Source organism: Streptomyces sp. NBC_01481 (assembly GCF_026339995.1).
In the GTDB taxonomy this organism is placed as follows: Bacteria; Actinomycetota; Actinomycetes; order Streptomycetales; family Streptomycetaceae; genus Streptomyces.
This window is the reverse complement of the sequence record NZ_JAPEPT010000001.1, coordinates 637,121-655,648: the sequence shown is the minus strand read 5'-3', so window position 1 is coordinate 655,648 and position 18,528 is coordinate 637,121. Positions and strand designations below refer to the sequence as shown.

Annotated in this window: 15 protein-coding genes and 1 pseudogene; 7 read left to right on the top strand and 9 right to left on the bottom strand. The window is 70.1% G+C overall.

Going from position 1 to position 18,528, the window contains the following annotated elements; all coding sequences use genetic code 11:
• Window positions 1–16: 16 nt before the first annotated feature.
• Together OOK40_RS03125 and OOK40_RS03120 are read right to left on the bottom strand one after the other, a co-directional pair.
• Entirely contained in the window at window positions 17–874 is an 858-nt protein-coding gene (locus tag OOK40_RS03125) for an ABC transporter permease (protein ID WP_266476255.1), read from the bottom strand.
• A complete protein-coding gene (locus tag OOK40_RS03120) occupies window positions 871–3,648 on the bottom strand; it encodes an alpha/beta fold hydrolase (RefSeq protein ID WP_266476254.1) in 2,778 nt (925 codons plus the stop codon). The genes OOK40_RS03125 and OOK40_RS03120 overlap by 4 nt, the downstream gene beginning before the upstream one ends.
• 133 nt (window positions 3,649–3,781) lie before the next feature.
• Between OOK40_RS03120 and OOK40_RS03115 the strand changes: the two genes are divergently transcribed.
• Entirely contained in the window at window positions 3,782–4,198 is a 417-nt protein-coding gene (locus tag OOK40_RS03115) for a GNAT family N-acetyltransferase (protein WP_266476253.1), read from the top strand.
• A 186-nt stretch (window positions 4,199–4,384) separates the two neighbouring features.
• The gene (locus OOK40_RS03110; protein WP_266476252.1) at window positions 4,385–5,572 is read left to right on the top strand and encodes a S8 family peptidase; all 1,188 of its coding nucleotides are present in this window, start codon (window positions 4,385–4,387) and stop codon (window positions 5,570–5,572) included.
• Here OOK40_RS03110 and OOK40_RS03105 read toward each other — a convergent pair.
• Genes OOK40_RS03105 through iolC form a run of 6 tightly spaced genes read right to left on the bottom strand, consistent with a single transcriptional unit; the run spans window position 5,569 to window position 12,481 of the window.
• Window positions 5,569–6,180 (bottom strand): DUF4291 domain-containing protein, encoded by a 612-nt coding sequence (locus OOK40_RS03105; RefSeq protein ID WP_266476251.1) that lies wholly within the window; start codon window positions 6,178–6,180, stop codon window positions 5,569–5,571. The two genes, OOK40_RS03110 and OOK40_RS03105, sit on opposite strands and share 4 nt — an antisense overlap.
• 54 nt (window positions 6,181–6,234) lie before the next feature.
• Window positions 6,235–7,734 (bottom strand): CoA-acylating methylmalonate-semialdehyde dehydrogenase, encoded by a 1,500-nt coding sequence (locus OOK40_RS03100; RefSeq protein ID WP_266476250.1) that lies wholly within the window; start codon window positions 7,732–7,734, stop codon window positions 6,235–6,237.
• A 26-nt stretch (window positions 7,735–7,760) separates the two neighbouring features.
• Window positions 7,761–9,641 carry a 3D-(3,5/4)-trihydroxycyclohexane-1,2-dione acylhydrolase (decyclizing) gene (iolD, locus tag OOK40_RS03095; RefSeq protein ID WP_266476248.1) on the bottom strand — a complete coding sequence of 627 codons (1,881 nt, stop codon included), beginning with the start codon at window positions 9,639–9,641 and terminating at the stop codon, window positions 7,761–7,763.
• Window positions 9,638–10,528 (bottom strand): 5-deoxy-glucuronate isomerase, encoded by an 891-nt coding sequence (gene iolB / locus OOK40_RS03090; protein WP_266476247.1) that lies wholly within the window; start codon window positions 10,526–10,528, stop codon window positions 9,638–9,640. Before iolB ends, iolD begins: the two co-directional genes overlap by 4 nt.
• 16 nt (window positions 10,529–10,544) lie before the next feature.
• The gene (locus tag OOK40_RS03085; protein WP_266476246.1) at window positions 10,545–11,429 is read right to left on the bottom strand and encodes a deoxyribose-phosphate aldolase; all 885 of its coding nucleotides are present in this window, start codon (window positions 11,427–11,429) and stop codon (window positions 10,545–10,547) included.
• Window positions 11,426–12,481, bottom strand: coding sequence for a 5-dehydro-2-deoxygluconokinase (gene iolC / locus OOK40_RS03080; RefSeq protein ID WP_266476244.1), 1,056 nt, complete (start codon window positions 12,479–12,481; stop codon window positions 11,426–11,428). Before iolC ends, OOK40_RS03085 begins: the two co-directional genes overlap by 4 nt.
• A 129-nt stretch (window positions 12,482–12,610) precedes the next feature.
• On the opposite strand from iolC, the gene OOK40_RS03075 reads away from it, so the two are divergent.
• Together OOK40_RS03075 and OOK40_RS03070 are read left to right on the top strand one after the other, a co-directional pair.
• The gene (locus tag OOK40_RS03075; RefSeq protein ID WP_266476243.1) at window positions 12,611–13,522 is read left to right on the top strand and encodes a sugar phosphate isomerase/epimerase; all 912 of its coding nucleotides are present in this window, start codon (window positions 12,611–12,613) and stop codon (window positions 13,520–13,522) included.
• A 214-nt stretch (window positions 13,523–13,736) separates the two neighbouring features.
• Entirely contained in the window at window positions 13,737–13,934 is a 198-nt protein-coding gene (locus tag OOK40_RS03070; protein ID WP_266476241.1) for an AlpA family transcriptional regulator, read from the top strand.
• A gap of 79 nt (window positions 13,935–14,013) precedes the next feature.
• On the opposite strand, the gene OOK40_RS03065 is transcribed toward OOK40_RS03070, so the two are convergent.
• On the bottom strand, window positions 14,014–16,356 hold the full coding sequence (locus OOK40_RS03065) for an MMPL family transporter (protein WP_266476239.1): 2,343 nt from the start codon (window positions 16,354–16,356) through the stop codon (window positions 14,014–14,016).
• 163 nt (window positions 16,357–16,519) lie between these two features.
• On the opposite strand from OOK40_RS03065, the gene OOK40_RS03060 reads away from it, so the two are divergent.
• The 3 genes and pseudogenes from OOK40_RS03060 to OOK40_RS03050 form a co-directional block, all read left to right on the top strand.
• A complete protein-coding gene (locus OOK40_RS03060) occupies window positions 16,520–17,374 on the top strand; it encodes a TetR family transcriptional regulator (RefSeq protein ID WP_266476237.1) in 855 nt (284 codons plus the stop codon).
• A 109-nt stretch (window positions 17,375–17,483) separates the two neighbouring features.
• Window positions 17,484–17,795: a heavy-metal-associated domain-containing protein gene (locus OOK40_RS03055; RefSeq protein WP_266476236.1), complete on the top strand. Its 312-nt coding sequence runs from the start codon at window positions 17,484–17,486 to the stop codon at window positions 17,793–17,795.
• A 112-nt stretch (window positions 17,796–17,907) separates the two neighbouring features.
• Window positions 17,908–18,510, top strand: a pseudogene (locus tag OOK40_RS03050) (HAD-IC family P-type ATPase); the annotation flags it as partial.
• Window positions 18,511–18,528: the final 18 nt, after the last annotated feature.

Genomic DNA, 18,528 nt, shown 5'->3' with positions numbered 1-18,528 from the left:
ACGCGCCGGAGACCCCTTAGGACACGATGTCCTTGCGGGAGAAGTTCCGGAAGGCGAGCGCGAACAGCACCAGCGCATACGTCACCGAGACCGCCGCGCCCTTCACCATGCCGTTCCACTCCAGCTGTGGCTGGAGCGCATCGATCCACGCGAACTGCCAGTGCGCGGGCAGCACATCACGCCATGACCCGAGCGCCGTGACCGCGTCCAGCACATTGCCGATGATCGTCAGACCCACCGCGCCGCCGACCGCGCCCAGCGGAGCGTCGGTCTTGGTGGAAAGCCAGAACGCAAGCCCGGCCGTGACCAGTTGGGAGACAAAGATGAACGCCACGACCAGTCCCAGACGCGGCAGCGTGTCGCCGGTGTCCAGGGAGCCGCCCGTGGGCAGCTCCAGCGGCCCCCAGCCGTAGGCCAAGGTGCCCGTTGCCAGAGCCACCAGCGGCAGCAGCACCATCGCCGCCGCGGTGAAGCCGAGCGCCACCGCCAGCTTGGACCACAGCAACCGAGTGCGCGGCACGGGGGCGGCGAGCAGATAGCGCAGGGACGACCAGCTGGCCTCCGACGCCACGGTGTCACCGCAGAACAGCGCCACCGGCACCACCAGCAGGAAGCCGGCCGAGACGAACAGACAGGTGGCCGCGAAGTTCGCCCCGGACGCGGTGGCCGTGTCCATCAGGGTCACCCGGCCGCTGTCCCTGCCGTCCGGGGTGCCGCCGATCGCGAAGGCGGCGATCAGAATGAGGGGCAGCGCGGCCAGCACCCCGGCCATGACCAGCGTCCGCCTGCGCTTCAGCTGCCGTACGGCCTCGACACGCAGCGGCAGGGTGTGGCGCCCCCGGTAGCCAGGGGCCGACTCGACCAGCGTGCTCATGCGGGACCTCCGATCAGGGTGAGGAAGGCATCCTCCAGGCGGCGGTGCGGACCGACGCCCGTCAACGGCACATCCAGACGGACGAGTTCGGCGATCATGCCGGTGGCCGTAGCCCCGTCGAGGCGTACGAGCAGTCCTTCGTCCGTACGGGACGCCGAGCCGATTCCCGGCAGCGCGGCGATCTTCTCGACCACCGGCTCCGCGACCTCCTCGGCGGTGGTGACGAGCAGGGTGTCGCTCTCGCCGGTGATCTCCGCGACCGGTCCTGCCTGCACCAGCCGGCCACGGTCCATGACCACGAGATGAGTGCAGGACTGTTCGACCTCGGAGAGGAGGTGACTGGAGACGATCACCGTGCGGCCCGCGGCCGCGTACCGGATCATCACGTCCCGCATTTCGCGGATCTGGGGCGGGTCGAGTCCATTCGTCGGCTCGTCGAGAATCAGCAGATCCGGCATGCCGAGCATGGCCTGGGCGATGGCGAGGCGCTGCCGCATTCCCTGCGAGTAGGTGCGTACGGCGCGGGCGAGGGCGTCGCCGAGACCCGCGATCTCCAGGGCCTCCTCGATATGCGCATCGCCGGCGGGGCGGCCGGTGGCCTGCCAGTAGAGCTCCAGGTTGTCGCGGCCCGAGAGATGCGGCAGGAAGCCCGCGCCCTCGACGAACGCGCCGACCCGGGAGAGGACGGGCGCGCCCGGGCGGATGGCGTGGCCGAAGACGCGGATCTCGCCCTCGTCGGGCCGGATGAGACCCATCAGCATGCGCAGGGTGGTGGTCTTGCCCGCGCCGTTGGGGCCGAGCAGGCCGAGGACCTGGCCCTTCTCGACGCGGAAGGACAGCTCTCGTACGGCATACCGGTCGGCGGACTTGGCGTACCGCTTGGTCAAGCCGGTGATCTCCAGCGGCACTTCGGCCAGCTCGGGATCGGGCGCCGGGGCCAGGACCCGGCGCCGGGCGGTGAGCAGGAGCGCCGCCGCGATCAGTGCGCCCGAGGCCGGGAGCGCCCAGGTCCACCAGGGAAGTCCCGCGGCCTGGGTCTTCACGGCGGGTGCGGTGGGCACCGCCAGGGTGCCGCCTGCGGCGAGCGCGACGGTGTACGTGGCGGGGGCGGCCGGGGACGCATAGCCGAGGTCGGTCGCGGACAGGACCAGCCGCAACCGGTGTCCGGCGTCGACCTGATGGTCCACGGCCGGCAGGGTCAGTGCGACGTCCGTGCCCTGCTTGGCGTTCTCGACGCGGACGGGGGCGACGAGCTGGGAGGGCAGCACCTGTTCACGGCCGTCGGGCCCGACGTCGTAGACCTTGCCGAACAGAACCGCTTCGCCGTTGGAGGAGGTGACCTTGACGCGGACGGTCGGCGAGCCGGTGATCCGCAGGGACTGCGTGAGGGACTCAGAGTCGAAGCGTGCGAACTGGCCGGGGAAGTCGAGGGAGAGACCGAGACCGAGGGAGGAGAGCTGACCGAGGCCGCCGCCGAGGCCGGGGACCGCGGAGATGGCGGGCGGGGTGGCGCCGGCCGGGTTGGAGAAGCTCTGCTCGCGGCCGGTGAGCGCGATGGGCTGTGCACCGTTCGTAAGCCCCGGGTAGCGGTCGCCGGTCGCGCCGCGCAGCAGCGCCTGGCCGTCGGTGGAGTCGATGCCTCCGGTGCGGCTGACGCGGAAGGCGGGTCCGGTGTCAGTGCCCTTGTCCTGCTTCAGGTAGCGGTCGAACCAGTTGCTGATCCGGGACTCGATCCGGCCGGCCTCCCGGTCGCCGCCGTCGTGGCCGCCGACGATCCAGTCGACGGAGACGGGCGCGCCGTTGGCGCTGATCCGCTTGGCCATGGCGTCGGCGTGCGCAAGCGGGAAGAGGGAGTCGGACTGGCCCTGAACGATCAGCGTGGGCACCTTGATGCGCTCGCCGACGGCGGAGGGGCTGCGGCGCTCAAGGAGTTGCTCGGCGGCGGCGTCGGGCTTTCCCGCAACGGCGACGCGTTCGTACATCGCGCACAATGCGGGCTGGAAGCGTCCGCAGCCGCCCGGGTTGGCGGGGCCCGCGGGGGTGGCGGCTCCGGCTGCGCCCTGAGGCCCGGCACCGCCCGGGGGCGTGTCCCCGGCAGGTGCGTCGGCGGGTGCATCGGCGGGTGCATCGGCGGACCGGTCTTCGGAGGTGCCCGGCGCGCCCACCGAGCCGGTGGAGAAGAAGATCCCGGCCCAGAGCTTCTTGAAGACGCCGTCCGGGAAGAGCGCGTCGGAGAGGTTCCAGTAGGTGATGGCGGGGGCGATGGCGTCGACGCGCTTGTCGTATCCGGCGGCGAGCAGCGAGATGGCTCCGCCGTAGGAGGCACCGGCGACGCCGACGCGCGGGTCACCGTTCGCGTCCAGCTGCACTTCGGGCCGTTTCGCCAGCCAGTCGACGAGCCGCGAGACGTCCTTGACCTCGAAGTCGGGGTCGTTGAGCCCAATCTGCCCGGTGGATGTGCCGAAGCCGCGGGCGGACCAGGTCAGCACGGCGTATCCGTCGCGGGCCAGCTTCTCGGCCTGGGCGCGTACGTCGTCCTTGCTGCCGCCGAAGCCGTGGCCGAGGAGCACGGCGGGACGGCGCTCCTTGCCGCCCGTCGTGAAGTAGGAGGTGTCGATCTTCGCCCCGGGCATCTCCTGCACCCGGTCCTCACGCTGCACGGCCGGTGCGCCGTCGTCGGCGACCGCGGTCCAGGTGCCCGCGCCGGCCAGAACGGCGAAGGCGGCGACGCCTGCGAGCCATCGGCCGCGCGGCCCGGGAAGTCGGATCTGCATGCTTGAAACCCTAAGCGGATCCCTGTGCTCACTCGGCTGCCGCCAGGCGGAACTGCTGAGCCTCCTCGAGTAGTACGCAGTACGGTCCTCGTACACCAGACGCGGTATGCACCGCCGCCCCGAAGGGACCCGTATGGACATCCGGCGCGCGACCACGGTGGCCGAGCTCGTCGCGGCCGAGCATCTCTATGACGGGCCGGCGCGGGCGGAGTGGGCGGAGCGTTTCCTGGCGGCGCCCGGGCATCTGATGCTGATCGCCTATGTCGACGGGGCTCCGGCCGGAATGGTCTCGGGCATCGAGATGCTCCACCCCGACAAGGGCACGGAGATGTGTCTGTACGAGCTGTCGGTGGACGAGCCGTACCGCAGGCGCGGCATCGGACGGGCCCTGGTCGAGGCGCTGCGTGAGGTGGCGCGCGAGCGCGGCTGCTACGACCTCTGGGTGGGCGTGGACACGGACAATGACGCGGCGCTGGCGACATACCGCTCGGCGGGCTCGACGGACGACGGGGTGTTCGCGATGCTCACCTGGGAGTTCCCGGCCCGGTAGTGAACACCGGGGGCGCGAGCGGCGATTTGTGACCTTATGGGTGTTCACAATGTGTGGATCCGTCATGTGTCAAGTGGCGAAGCTGTCTTGTGTCGCAGGTCACGTCACGAGACCCTGGTCAGCGCATATGCAGCTCCTGGCACCATGCACGCCCGTACTTGTCCGTCATCGGTCAACGAAAGGTAGGTGCACGAGATGAGAGCCACTGCCCGACGCTTCGGGGCGCTGATACCCGTAATCGCCCTTGCCGCCGGTCTCCAGTTCGCCGCCTCCCCCACCGCGCAGGGCGCACCCCTCGGCGATCTTCGTCTCGCTCCCACTGCAACTGCCATACAGAACAGCTGGATTGTCGTCCTCAAGGACGGCTCGACCCGCGCCGCCGATCTGGGCGTCACACCGAAACTCACCTACCGCAGCGTCCTCCAGGGCTTCTCCGCGACCATGTCCGGCGACAAAGCGGCGAAGCTAGCCGCCGATCCTCGCGTGGCGTACGTCGAGCAGAACGCCACGGTCCGCCTCAACGACACCCAGACCAACCCGACCTGGGGAATCGACCGCATCGACCAGCGCGACCTGCCGCTGTCGAAGTCGTACACCTACAAGACCACCGCGTCAAACGTGAACGCGTACATCATCGACACCGGGATCCGCACCTCCCACACCGAGTTCGGCGGCCGCGCGAGCGTCGGCACGGACACCGTGGGCGGCGGCCAGAACGGCCAGGACTGCAACGGCCACGGCACGCATGTGGCAGGCACGGTCGGCGGGAGGACGTACGGCGTGGCCAAGGCCGTCAAGCTCATCGCCGTACGCGTCCTGAACTGCCAGGGCTCCGGGACGACGGCCGGAGTCATCGCGGGCATCGACTGGGTGACCGCCAACGCGAAGAAGCCGGCCGTGGCCAACATGAGCCTGGGCGGCGGGGTGAACACCTCGCTGGACAACGCGGTGAAGAAGTCCATCGCCTCGGGCGTCAGTTATGCGATCGCCGCGGGCAACGGCAACTTCCTCGGCCTTCCCGCGAACGCGTGCAACTACTCGCCTGCCCGAGTCCCCGAGGCGATCACGGTCGGCGCGACGGACAACACGGACCGGAGGGCGTCGTTCTCCAACTATGGGACGTGCCTTGACCTGTTCGCACCGGGCGTGAACATCACGTCGTCGTGGAAGGACAGCAACACGGCGACGAACACGATCTCGGGCACGTCGATGGCGACGCCGCACACGGCGGGCGTCGCGGCGCTGTATCTGGCGACGCACGCGACGGCGACCCCGGCGCAGGTCAGGGACGCGATCGTGAACGGCGCGACGACGGGCAAGGTCCAGGACCCGCGGACCGGTTCCCCGAACAGGCTGCTGTACTCGCTGTTCTAGCCCAGCCGGCTCTTCTCACCGGTCAACTGCCCGAGGAGCTCCTGCCCGGCCGGGTACGGGCGCTCCTCGGGCAGAAGCCTGCCCGAGGCGTCCAGCTCACCGTCCCGTACGAGGGCGTGGATCCGGTGCGCGAGCGGTGTCACATCCCTGATCGAGACAGTCCACTCGTCGGCGTACAGCCGCGAGGCATCGCCCGCCAGACCGAGCTGGAGCGAGCGGTACGGCAGCGCATTCAGACGCAGATCGCGCTCGGGGTCCCACTGGACCCGGGCGGGGGCGCGCTTCAACTCCCGCCTCCAGGCGGCCTGGTCGGGGTGCACATCTTTGTCGTAGTGCGAGAGACAGGCGTTGCGCAGCGCCCACTCGAAGCCGTCGCGGCTGATCTCGACGGCGAGGACCGTCTCCTGGCCCTCCTTGGTGCCCCAGCCGCAGCGGTACATCATCCACAGGAACGAGGGCTTGATCCAGGTCATCCGGTCCCGCTTCCAGGCCGCGGGAAAACGTCCGTCGCGGGCGGCCGGGAGGCCGATGGCCGGGGGGTAGGCCTGGTAGACGGTGACTGTGGATTCGGTGTGGAGCGCTCGGATACGGCGCTGCGGTTCTTGCATGGACCCCAGGGTGGTCCGGCCGGGGCGGCCGGACCACCGAATTACGGGCGGGCGTCAGTGATTGCGGGGGAAGCCCAGGTCCACGCCGATGTGGCCCTCCGACGGGTCCGGCCAGCGGGTGGTGACGACCTTGCCGCGGGTGTAGAAGTGCACGCCGTCGTTGCCGTAGATGTGGTGGTCGCCGAAGAGCGAGTCCTTCCAGCCGCCGAAGGAGTGGTAGCCCACGGGGACCGGGATCGGCACGTTCACGCCGACCATGCCCGCCTCGACCTCCAGCTGGAAGCGGCGCGCGGCGCCGCCGTCGCGGGTGAAGATGGCCGTGCCGTTGCCGTACGGGGAGGCGTTGATGAGGGCCAGGCCCTCCTCGTAGGTGTCCGCGCGCAGCACGCACAGCACCGGGCCGAAGATCTCGTCGCGGTACGCGTCGGAGTCCGTGGAGACCTTGTCGAGCAGCGACAAGCCGATCCAGTGGCCGTCCTCGAAGCCGTCGACCGTGTACCCGGTGCCGTCGAGCACGACGTCCGCGCCCTGCGCCGCCGCGCCCGTGACATAGGTGGCGACCTTGTCGCGGTGGGCCTTGGTGATCAGGGGGCCCATCTCGGACACGGGGTCGTTGCCGGGGCCGATCTTGATCTTCTCGGCGCGCTCGCGGATCTTGTCCACCAGCTCGTCGGCGATGGAGCTGATCGCCACGACCGCGGAGATCGCCATGCAGCGCTCGCCCGCCGAACCGTACGCCGCCGAGACCGCCGCGTCCGCGGCCGCGTCGAGGTCCGCGTCTGGCAGGACCAGCATGTGGTTCTTCGCGCCGCCGAGCGCCTGGACGCGCTTGCCGTTGGCGGATGCGGTGGCGTGGATGTAGCGGGCGATCGGGGTGGAGCCGACGAAGGAGACCGCGGCGACGTCCGGGTGCGTGAGCAGCGCGTCGACCGCGACCTTGTCGCCGTGGACGACATTGAGCACGCCGTCGGGCAGGCCCGCCTCGGCCGCCAGCTCCGCGAGGAAGTTCGCGGGCGAGGGGTCCTTCTCGCTGGGCTTCAGTACGAAGGTGTTTCCGCAGGCGATCGCCAGCGGGAACATCCACATCGGGACCATCGCCGGGAAGTTGAAGGGCGTGATGCCGGCGACGACGCCGAGCGACTGGCGGATCGAGGAGACGTCGACCCGGTTGGAGACCTGGGTGGACAGTTCGCCCTTGAGCTGGGTGGTGATGCCGCAGGCGAGCTCCACGATCTCCAGACCGCGGGCGACCTCGCCGAGCGCGTCGGAGTGGACCTTGCCGTGCTCGGCGGTGATCAGCGCGGCGATGTCGTCGCGGTGCGCGTCGAGCAGTGCGCGGTAGCGGAAGAGGATGGAGGTGCGCTGGGCGAGCGAGGACGTGCCCCAGGTGGCGTACGCCTCCTTCGCCGCGCTGACGGCGGCGTCGACCTCCTCCGCCGAGGCGAGGGCGACCTGGGTGGTGACGGCGCCGGTCGCCGGGTCGGTGACCGGGCCCCAGTTGCCTGACGCGCCCTCGACGGTCTTGCCACCGATCCAGTGGTTGACGGTCTTCATTTCGTGCTCCTTCGCAGATGGCGGCGTCACAGATGGCGGCGTCGGGCTGAGACTTGCCGGTCGTACTCCTCCCGGGCCTTGACCGCCGACGGGCGGGTCGCGGTCTCGGCCACCGGAACATCCCACCACGCCTGCGCCGGTGGCGCGCCCGACACAGTGTCTGCCGTTTCGGTCTCGACGTAGACACCTGTGGGGACGTCCGCCTCGCGCGCCTCGGCAAGCGCTTCGCGCAGGTCACGCACTGTCTTGGCGCGGATCACGCGCAGCCCCAGGGAGGCGGCGTTGGCGGCCAGGTCGACGGGGAGCGGGGCTCCGGTGTACGTACCGTCGGCGGAGCGGTGGCGGTAGGCGGTGCCGAAACGCTCGCCGCCGACCGACTCGGACAGGCCGCCGATCGAGGCGTATCCGTGATTCTGCAGGATGATCACCTTGATCGGGACGTTCTCCTGGACGGCGGTGACGATCTCGGTGGGGTTCATCAGATATGTACCGTCGCCGACGAGTGCCCACACCGGTCGTCCCGGCGCGGCCATGCCGACGCCGATGGCCGCCGGGATCTCGTATCCCATGCAGGAGTAGCCGTACTCGACGTGGTACTGGTCGGCGGAACGGGCGCGCCACAGCTTGTGAAGGTCGCCCGGGAGCGAGCCCGCCGCGTTGATCAGGATGTCGTCGCCGGTGACCAGCGCGTCGAGTGCGCCGAGCACCTGGGGCTGGGTGGGGCGGGTGTCCGGGTCCTCGGCCTCGTAGGCGGCATCGACCCGGTGCTCCCAGCGCTCCTTGTCGTCGCCGTACTCCGTGGCGTAGGCGGGCTCGACGCGGAAGCGGGTGCCGAGCGCCGCGGCCAGTTCGTCCAGGGCGGTGCGGGCGTCCGAGATCAGGGAGAGTCCGGCCATCTTGTGCGCGTCGAAGGCGGTGATGTTGATGTTGAGGAAGCGGACGGCGGGGTTCTGGAAGAGGGTCGCGGAGGCGGTGGTGAAGTCGGACCAGCGGGTGCCGATGCCGATCACGAGGTCGGCGGTACGGGCGAGCTCGTCGGCCGTGGCGGTGCCGGTGTGGCCGATTCCGCCGACGTCACAGGGGTGGTCGTGGGGCAGCGACCCCTTGCCCGCCTGGGTGGAGGCGACCGGAATGCCGGTCGCGCCGGCGAAGGACCGCAGCGCTTCCTCGGCCTCGCTGTGGTGGACGCCGCCGCCCGCGACGATCAGAGGGCGGCGGGCGGATGCCAGGGCGCGGCGGGCCGCTTCGAGGGCGTCCAGATCGGGCCTGGGGCGGCTCACCTTCCAGACGCGCTCGGCGAAGAAGTCCTCCGGCCAGTCGTATGCCTCGGCCTGCACGTCCTGCGGCAGTGCCAGCGTCACGGCTCCCGTGTCGGCGGGGTCGGCGAGGACGCGCATCGCCTGCAGGGCAGCTGGAATGAGCATCTCGGGACGGGTGACCCGGTCGAAATAGCGCGAGACCGGTCGCAGGGCGTCATTGACCGACACATCGCCCGCGTAGGGGAGTTCGAGCTGCTGGAGGACCGGGTCGGCGGGGCGGGTCGCGAACATGTCTCCGGGCAGCAGCAGGACGGGCAGCCGGTTGATGGTGGCGAGCGCCGCGCCGGTGACGAGGTTGGTGGCGCCGGGGCCGATGGAGGTGGTCACCGCGTGGGTGGAGAGGCGCCGTGACTGGCGGGCGTAGCCGACGGCGGCGTGCACCATCGCCTGTTCGTTGCGGCCCTGGATGTACGGCATGTCTGTTCCGGACTCCAGGAGCGCCTGGCCGAGTCCGGCCACATTGCCGTGGCCGAAGATGCCCCAGGTGGCGTTGATCAGGCGGTGGCGGCGGCCGTCGCGCTCGCTGTACTGGCGGGCGAGGAAGGCGACGAGGGCCTGGGCGACGGTGAGTCGGCGCGTACTGCTCATCGGGCACCCTCTTCGGTTCCGGCTTCGTACAGGGGAAGGCGGGGGTCGACGGGCTGCGCCGGCCAGGTGTCACGGATCCAGCCGTGGTCCGGGTGGTCGCAGATCAGCCACTCCCGGGTGGCGCCCGGGCCCGCCATGACATTGAGGTAGTACATGTCGCGGCCGGGCGCGGCGATGGACGGGCCGTGCCAGCCGTCGGGGATGAGAACCGCGTCGCCGGTGCGGACCTCGGCCAGCACGTCCGTACCGCCGGGCCTCGACGGGGAGACGCGGTGGTAGCCGATGCCGTCGTGGTCGATCTCGAAGTAATAGATCTCCTCGAGCTCGGACTCGGCGCCAGGGCGGTGCTCGTCGTGCTTGTGCGGCGGGTACGAGGACCAGTTCCCGCCGGGTGTGAGCACTTCGACCGCGATCAGCTTGTCGCAGTCGAAGGTGTCGGCTGCAGCGAAATTGTTGACCTGACGCGAGCAGCTGCCCGCGCCGCGCAGCTCGACCGGAACCTCCGGCGCGGGGCCGTAGCGAGCGGGGAGTCGTCGCTCGCACTTCGCTCCTGCCAGGGCGAAGCGGCCTCCCGCACCGGAGGCGATCTGTGCATGGGCATCTCGCGGGACATAGGCGAAGTCACTCACTCCGCCGAACACGCTTTCTCTGCCCTGCAGTTCAAAGATCTCGCCTTGTGTCTGCACCGTGCAACCGCCGCTGAGCGGCAGCACGATCCACTCACTGTCCCCGGCGACGAGGGAGTGTGAACCGCCCGGCTTCAGCTCCAGTACACGCAGGCTGGAGTACCCCCAGCCGGCCTGTTCCGGATCGATCCGGAGGGCATAGGGCCCGTCGGCCGCGCTGCCCGCCCGCAAGTACTGCTTCTGGTCGTCGTGGTCGCTCATGACTTCTCCGTACCCCCTACAGCAGTCCTACGGCCGTATCGACCGCACCTGCGACGTCTCCGTCGACCGGATAGAGCAGCGAGCGTCCCACCACAAGTCCTTGGACGGTGGGCAGTTGCAGGGCACCACGCCATTTCTCGTACGCGCCGTGCTGGTCGTCGCCGATCTCTCCCCCGAGAAGGACCGCGGGCAGCGTGGAGGTCTCCATCACCGACGCCATGTCGTCGGGGTCGTCGGTGACAGGGACCTTCAGCCAGGTGTACGCCGAAGTGCCTGCAAGCCCGGACGCGATCGCTATCGACCGGGTGACTGCTTCGGCGCTGAGATCGTTGCGGAGCTGTCCGTCGATCCGGTGACAGATGAACGGCTCGACGAAGACGGGAAGCTGACGCTCCGCCATCTCGTCGACGACCCGGGCGGTGGCGTACAGGGTGTCGAGCGAGCCCGGGTCCTCGTAGTCGAGACGGAGCAGCAGTTTGCCCGCGTCGAATCCGAGGCGGTCCAGGTCCTGGGGGCGGTGGCCGGTGAACCGGTCGTCGAGCTCGAAGGTGGCGCCGGCCAGGCCGCCGCGGTTCATCGAGCCCATGACGACCTTGTCGTCGAGTGCGCCGAGGAGGAGCAGGTCGTCGAGGATGTCGGCGGTGGCGAGGACGCCGTCGACGCCGGGGCGGGAGAGCGCCAGACAGAGCCGTTCGAGCAGGTCGAGGCGGTTGGCCATGGCGAGTGGACGCTCACCGACGGCGAGGGCGCCGCGGGCGGGATGGTCGGCGGCGATGATCATCAGGCGTCCGCTCTCGCCGATGAGCCGGGGCCGCCTGCGCCGCCGGGATGCGGCTTCGGCGACGGCCTCGGGGTGGCGGGTGCGGATCCCGACGAGCTCGGCGATGTCGACGCGGCTCACGACAGGGCTCCTGGCGGGACCGGCCCGAGCACGGGCGCCTCGCCGGGCGGTGGGACCGGCCCGAGCACGGGCCGCGACGGTGGTGGGGTCGGGGACGGCGGGACCGGGTCACCGGAGAGGACCTGGTCGACCTCGGCGGCGTACGGCATCGCGGTGGAGCAGGCGAGGCGCGCGGCGACAATCGCTCCTGCGGCATTGGCGTACCGCATGATGCACTCCAACTCCCAGCCGGACAGCAGCCCGTGGCACAGGGCCCCGCCGAACGCGTCTCCCGCGCCGAGCCCGTTGACCACCTCGACCGGAACCGGCGGAACCTCGGCCCGCGTGCCGTCCCGGTGGACGGCGAGGACCCCCTTGGGCCCCTGCTTGACCACGGCGATTTCGACCCCTGCGGCCAGCAGCGCGCGGGCCGCGGCATACGGTTCGCGCTCGCCGGTGGCGATCTCGCACTCCTCCAGATTGCCGACGGCGACGGTGGCGTGCGCGAGCGCCTCGGCGTAGTACGGCCGCGCCTCGTCAGGGTTCTTCCAGAACATCGGCCGCCAGTCGAGGTCGAAGACGGTGGTCCCGGACCGGTCCCGGTGGGCGAGCGCGGCCAGCGTCGCCGTACGGCTCGGCTCCGCGCACAGACCGGTCCCGGTCATCCAGAACACGCGCGCCTCGCGAATGGCCGCGAGGTCCAGCTCGTGCTCGTGGATCTCGAGGTCGGGGGCCTTGGGCTGCCGGTAGAAGTAGAGGGGAAAGTCGTCCGGCGGGAAGATCTCGCAGAAGGTGACCGGGGTCGGGTATTCGGCCACCGGCGTCACCCAGCGGTCGTCGACGCCGAACTCCCCCAGCGCCTGGTGGAGATAGTCCCCGAAGGCGTCCTGACCGGTGCGGGTGATCACCGCCGTCCGCCGGCCGAGCCTGGCCGCCCCGACCGCGACATTCGCAGCCGAGCCGCCGAGGAACTTTCCGAACGTGTCGACCTGCGCCAAAGGGACCCCGGTCCGCAGCGGATAGAGGTCCACCCCGATCCGTCCCATCGTGATCACGTCGTACGGCTGAGGCATGCGCGTCCCTTCGGTTCGACGCCGGCTGCACCCAGGTCTAGTGCTCCATCCTGAGCCCTGTCAACATTTTGTCCTTACATTCGGACGAAGTCTTGACACCCTTCTCCGGCGGCCGGAAAGCTGACCGTCATGACCTCATCCGTCCCCTCCCTGAACCGCATCCGGGTCGGCTCGGCCCCCGACTCCTGGGGGGTGTGGTTTCCCGACGACCCCCAGCAGGTCCCCTGGCAGCGCTTCCTCGACGAGGTCGCCCAGGCCGGTTACGAATGGATCGAGCTCGGCCCGTACGGCTATCTCCCGAGCGACCCCGCCCGCCTCGGCGAGGAGACCGCCCGGCGCGGCCTGAAGGTCTCGGCCGGAACTGTCTTCACCGGCCTGCACCACGGGCCCGCCGTCTGGGACAAGACCTGGGCACACGTCGCGGACATCGCGGCCCTGACACAGGCGATGGGCGCGAAGCATCTGGTCGTCATCCCCTCTTTCTGGCGCGACGACAAGACCGGCCAGGTGCTGGAGGACAAGACCCTCACCCCCGCACAATGGCGCGATCTGACCACTCAGACCGAGCGGTTGGGCCGCGAGGTGCGCGAGCGCTACGGGCTGAAGATCGTCGTCCATCCTCACGCGGACACGCATATCGACAGCGAGGAGAACGTCAGCCGTTTCCTCGACGCCACTGATCCCTCGCTCGTCTCGCTCTGCCTGGACACCGGGCATTACGCCTACTGCGGCGGCGACAGCGTCAAGCTGATCGAGACCTACGGCGAGCGGATCGGTTACCTCCATCTCAAGCAGGTGGATCCGGAGATCCTGGCCGAAGTGGTCGCGGACGAGGTGCCGTTCGGGCCGGCCGTCGACCGCGGTGTGATGTGCGAGCCGCCGGCCGGGGTGCCCGCGCTGGAGCCCGTACTGGCCGCGGCCCAGGCGCTTGACGTCGAACTCTTCGCCATCGTCGAGCAGGACATGTATCCCTGCCCGCCCGACAAACCCTTCCCGATCGCCCGGCGGACACGCCGTTTCCTGCGCTCGTGCGGTGCCTGACGCCCAGGCACCACTTCTGTCACGGTTGTCGCCCGCTCATCACGCATGTCTCCATTACGCGGGTCTTCCGTCACAGCCGATCAACAGGCCCACCCCTCCCGTCACCCGCAGTCGTTCAACGGGCACAGGCTCAGTGATCGCCAGCGTCCGCGCCGCAGCTCCCCCGACAGCCCCCCCGGCTGCCGCTGCCGCGACGCAGGGAGGTGCCACACATATGACGGACAGAAGACTCTGGTCGTACAAGGAGATCGCCGCGCACATCAAGGTGCAGCCGGACACGGTCCGTTCGTACCGCAAGCACGGCCTTCTCCCGCCGCCCGACCATGTGGAGACCGGCAAGCCCTACTGGTACGCGGACACGATCCGTGCGTGGGTCGCCAATCGCCCCGGGAACAGGGGCCGCCGGGAGTGAGAACCGGCGGGCCCGCCGACAGGACCTGCACCACCGGAGCCCCGCCCCCCTGATGCGGGGCTCCGGCGTGCTCGCGGTGTCAGGCCTCGACCTTGTCCCGTACCGCGTCGGGGTCCGTCTCCGGTCCCGAGTCCGACTTCGGCTCCGTGGCCGGGTCCGTCTTCGGCTGCGGCTCCGAGTCCGACTTCGGCTTCGTGGCCGACGGCGAGGTCAGCTGCGGCACGGGCTGGGATATCTCGCCCTCACTCAGTCCGAACCGCTGGTGGAAGCGGCGCAACGGCCCGGGCGCCCACCAGGTCGAGGCGCCCATCAGTTTCATCACCGACGGGACCAGCAGACTGCGCACCACCATGGCGTCCATCAGCACGGCCAGCGCGATTCCGAGACCGAGCATCTTGGTGTTGGTCACCCGCGAAGTGCCGATGCCCACCATCACGACCGCCAGGATCACGGCCGCCGCGGTGATCAGCCCGCCGGTGCGCTGAAGACCGAACCTCACCGCGTGTTCATGGTCGCCCGTGTGGTCGTACTCCTCCTTGATACGGGAGAGCAGGAAGACGCCGTAGTCCATGGAGAGCCCGAAGGCGATGCAGAACATCAGCACGGGCAGCGTCGTCTCGATGTCCCCGGTGGAGGTGAACGCGAGCACTCCGGAGAGGTTTCCGTCCTGGAAGACCCAGACGACCGCCCCGAACATCGCTGTCAGGCTCAGGGCGTTGAGCACGACCGCCTGGATCGGGATCAGCACACTGCCGGTGAGCAGGAAGACCAGGAGCAGGGTGACCACGGCGATGATCGCCAGCGCCAGCGGCAGCCGGTCCGCTATGGCTGCCTTGGAGTCCTCCAGAACCGCCGCCCTACCCGTCACCGAGGTCTCGAACGGGGCCGGGACATCGCGCAGTTCGTGCACGAGCCGCTGGGCCTCCCGGCCGACCGCCTCGCCCTTGGGCTGGACCGTGAAGTAGGCCGAACCGTTCGCGGCGACAGGCCCGTCGACCCGCAGCACTCCGGGCAGGGCGGCAATTCGAGCGCGGTAGTCGGCGTAGTCGGCGGGTGTCGTGCGGGACTTTGTGTCTTCGGCGTCCTCGGCGAAGACTTCGAGGCCACCGGCGGGGCTGCCGGGGAAGCCGTCCCGTATCTGCTGCTGGACCACATGCGATTCGGCGGTCGACGGCAGCTGGCGGTCGTCGGGCGTACCGAACTTCACGCCCAGGAAGGGCAGTCCGAGCAGCACCAGACCCGCGACGGTGGCGAAGGCGAAGAGCGGGGCGCGGCGCATCACCAGGCCCGCAAAGCGCCCCCATCCCGCACCGGTCTCAGCGGTGTCCCGGTCCGCACCGGCAGCCCCCTTGCCGCGCCCCCGCCGCAACAGGCGGCGCAGATCAAGCGCGTTGACCCGATGCCCCAGGAGCATCAGCGCGGCCGGCAGCAGGATCAGCGCGGCGCCCGCCGCCAGCAGCACCACCGCTATCCCGGCATAGGCGAAGGAGCGCAGGAAGTACTGCGGGAAGACCAGCATCGCGGCCAGCGACACCGCCACGGTCAGCGCAGAGAACAGAACCGTGCGCCCCGCCGTGCGCAGCGTGATGCCCACCGCCTCCCGCACCTCTGCCCCCGCGGCCAGCTCCTCGCGGAATCTGCGCACGATGAACAGGGCGTAGTCGATGGCGAGTCCGAGACCTAGGGCCGTGGTCAGGTTCTGTGCGAACACCGAGACATCGGCGAACTCGGTGATGCCGCGCAGTACGGCATTGGTCCCCAGGATGGCGACGATGCCGACTCCCAGCGGGAGCAGCGCGGCGATCGCGCTGCCGAACACCATCACCAGCAGCACCAGCGTCACCGGCAGGGCGATCATCTCGGCCCGCAGCAGGTCGTCCTGGATGATCGTCGTCATCTCGTGCTGGACGGCGACAGGGCCGCCGATCGAGACGTCGACCGGGCCGTGTGCCCCGCGGAAGTCGGGCGCTATCCGCTGCAGCACCTCGGCCGCGGCCTTCTCGTCGCCCTGAATGCGGGCGGCGATCAGGGCCTGCCGACCGTCCTGGGCACGCAGCGCGGCCGAGCCCGTCTGCCAGTACGAACCGACGCCTGTGACGTCCTTCTCGGCGGCCAGCCGCTCCGCCAGCCGCCGTCCCTCGGCGGCGACCGCCGGGTCGTCCACGCTTGCCCGCCCGCTGTCCACGAGCAGCAGCACGTTCGGCTGGGAGGCGGGGAACTCCCGCTCCAGCGCCTTGGTGGCATACGTCGACTCGGCGGACGGGTCCGCCCAGCCACCGCTGCCCATGCGCTCGGCGACTGAGCTGCCGGCGAATACGGCCAGCGCGGTGAGGACGAGCGCGGCGAGCAGCGAGAGCCGGGGGCGCGCGGTGACGAAGCGGGTCCATCCCCCGAGAGGGGGCGGGCTGTTGACTTCGGACATGGTGCGGTGTCCCCTTCACCGTGGCCCATGCGCTGGCTTCCCGGCAGGCAGCATGGGTCGACCATTGCCATAGACTGGCAAACACGAGCTATCGCTCGCATTAATCAAGAATGCGAGCGACCACTCGCGTTTGTCAACCGCTTGAGGAAGCTGGGGATTTCACGTGCCGGAGCCCACGACGCCGGAGCCCGCCGCGACCGCCGAGCCCGCCCCGACCCGGCGCACCCGCGCCGCGACCTCCGAGCCCGAGCCGACCAAGCCCGCGCCGGCCAAGGCCGAGCCGCCCGCAACGCGGCCCGCCCGGCCCGCCACCGCCGAGCCCGCCACCCCCGCGACCGGCGAGCACCCGCCCACCGCCAAGCCGCGCCGTCGGCAGGCCCGCGGTGAGCGCCGTATCGCCCAGCTCCTCGACGCAGCGGCCAGCGTCTTTTGCACCAGCGGCTACACCGCGGCCAGCACCAACGCCATCGCCCGCGAGGCGGGCGTCTCCCCCGGCACGCTCTACCAGTTCTTCCCGAACAAGGAGGCCATCGCCGTCGAGCTGGGCGGCCGGCTCCTTGAGCGGTGGCGCGATTCCCACGGCGCGGCTCTGACCGCCGCCAATCTGGACCTCCCGCTCGACCAGTTGCTGGACGCGGTCCTCGATCCGCTCTTCGCCTTCAATCACGAGAACCCGGCCTTCGCCGTCCTGGTGCACGGCCCGGACGTACCCGGCCAGATCACCCAGGAGTTCGACGCTCTGCACGCCGTGCTGCTCACGCGGATCGAGGAGATCGTCGCGAGCTTCCTCCCCGACGCCCCGCCCGCCGAGCTCTCCCTCATCGCGACCATGATCTTCGCCATTTTCAAGGCGGGCCTCGATCTGGTCCTCGCCCATGAGGGGGAGGAGCGGCAGGCGTACATCGACGAGATCAAGAAGGTCTTGTTCCGCTACCTGGCCCCCATCGTCGGTTTCTGCCCGGCCGGACAGCCGGCTGCGGAGCAGCGCGACGCACAGCCGGGCGCACATTCGCACTAATACCCCCTAGGGGTATAGTCTGGCGAGTGTCGGGGAGCCTCGGTATTCCCGTGGACCTCCGGCGCCACCATGAACTCGTACGTGTTGCACGCTCGAAGAGGAGAACGCCATGACCGCCGAGACGAACACCGAGACCGCCCAGGCGACCGGCTCCTGCTGCTCGTCGACCGGCTCCTGTCACGACGGTGCGGCCGATGTGCAGATCGGTGGCGTCACCACCGTCTACCAGGTCACCGGCATGACCTGCGGCCACTGCGAAGGCGCCGTCACCGCCGAGATCTCCGAACTCCCGGGCGTCACCTCGGTGAAGGCGGTCGCCGCAACCGGCCAGGTGACGGTCGTCTCCGACTCCCCGCTGGAGGAGACCGCCGTACGCGAGGCCGTCGACGAGGCCGGGTACGAGCTCGTCGGCCAGGCCTGAGCACGGCCCCCCGTCCGCCTGGCGCAAGCCCTCCGTCGACGCCCCTCAATACCCCCTAACGCCTCCCGCCGGGCCGCACCCGATCAGTCCGATACTGGTCCTGTACGGCCCGGCTGGCGCGGAGGGACGTGCGGCGGTCTTCGCCGCTCGCGACGGCAAGGCGCTCGGGGTCCTCACCGTTGCCGACGCGGTCAAGGACTCCAGCGCTGAGGCGGTCGTCCGGCTGCGGGTCCTGGGCCTGACTCCGGTGCTGCTGACCGGCGACAGCAGGGCGGTGGCCGAGGCGGTCGCGGCCGAGGTCGGCATCGGTGAGGTGTATGCCGAGGTCACGCCCGAGGAGAAGGCGGCCGTGGTCAGGCGCCTGCAGGCCGAGGGCCGCAGCGTCGCGATGGTCGGGGGCGGCGTCAACGACGCGGCCGCGCTCGCCACGGCCGGCCCGGGGCTGGCGATGGGCACGGGCACCGACGCGGCGATCGAGGCCGGCGACCTGACACTCGTACGTGGGGATCTGAGGGTTGCAGCCGACGCGATCCGTCTCGCACGCCGGACGCCGGCAACGATCAAAGGGAATCTTTACTGGGCCTTCGCCTACAACCTCGCCGCACTGCCTCTCGCGGCATCAGGCCTGCTCAACCCCATGATCGCCGGATTCACCATGGCCTTTTCGTCCGTATTTGTGGTAGCCAACAGCCTCAGCCTGCGCTCCTTCTCGTGACTACAAATAGGTCACAAG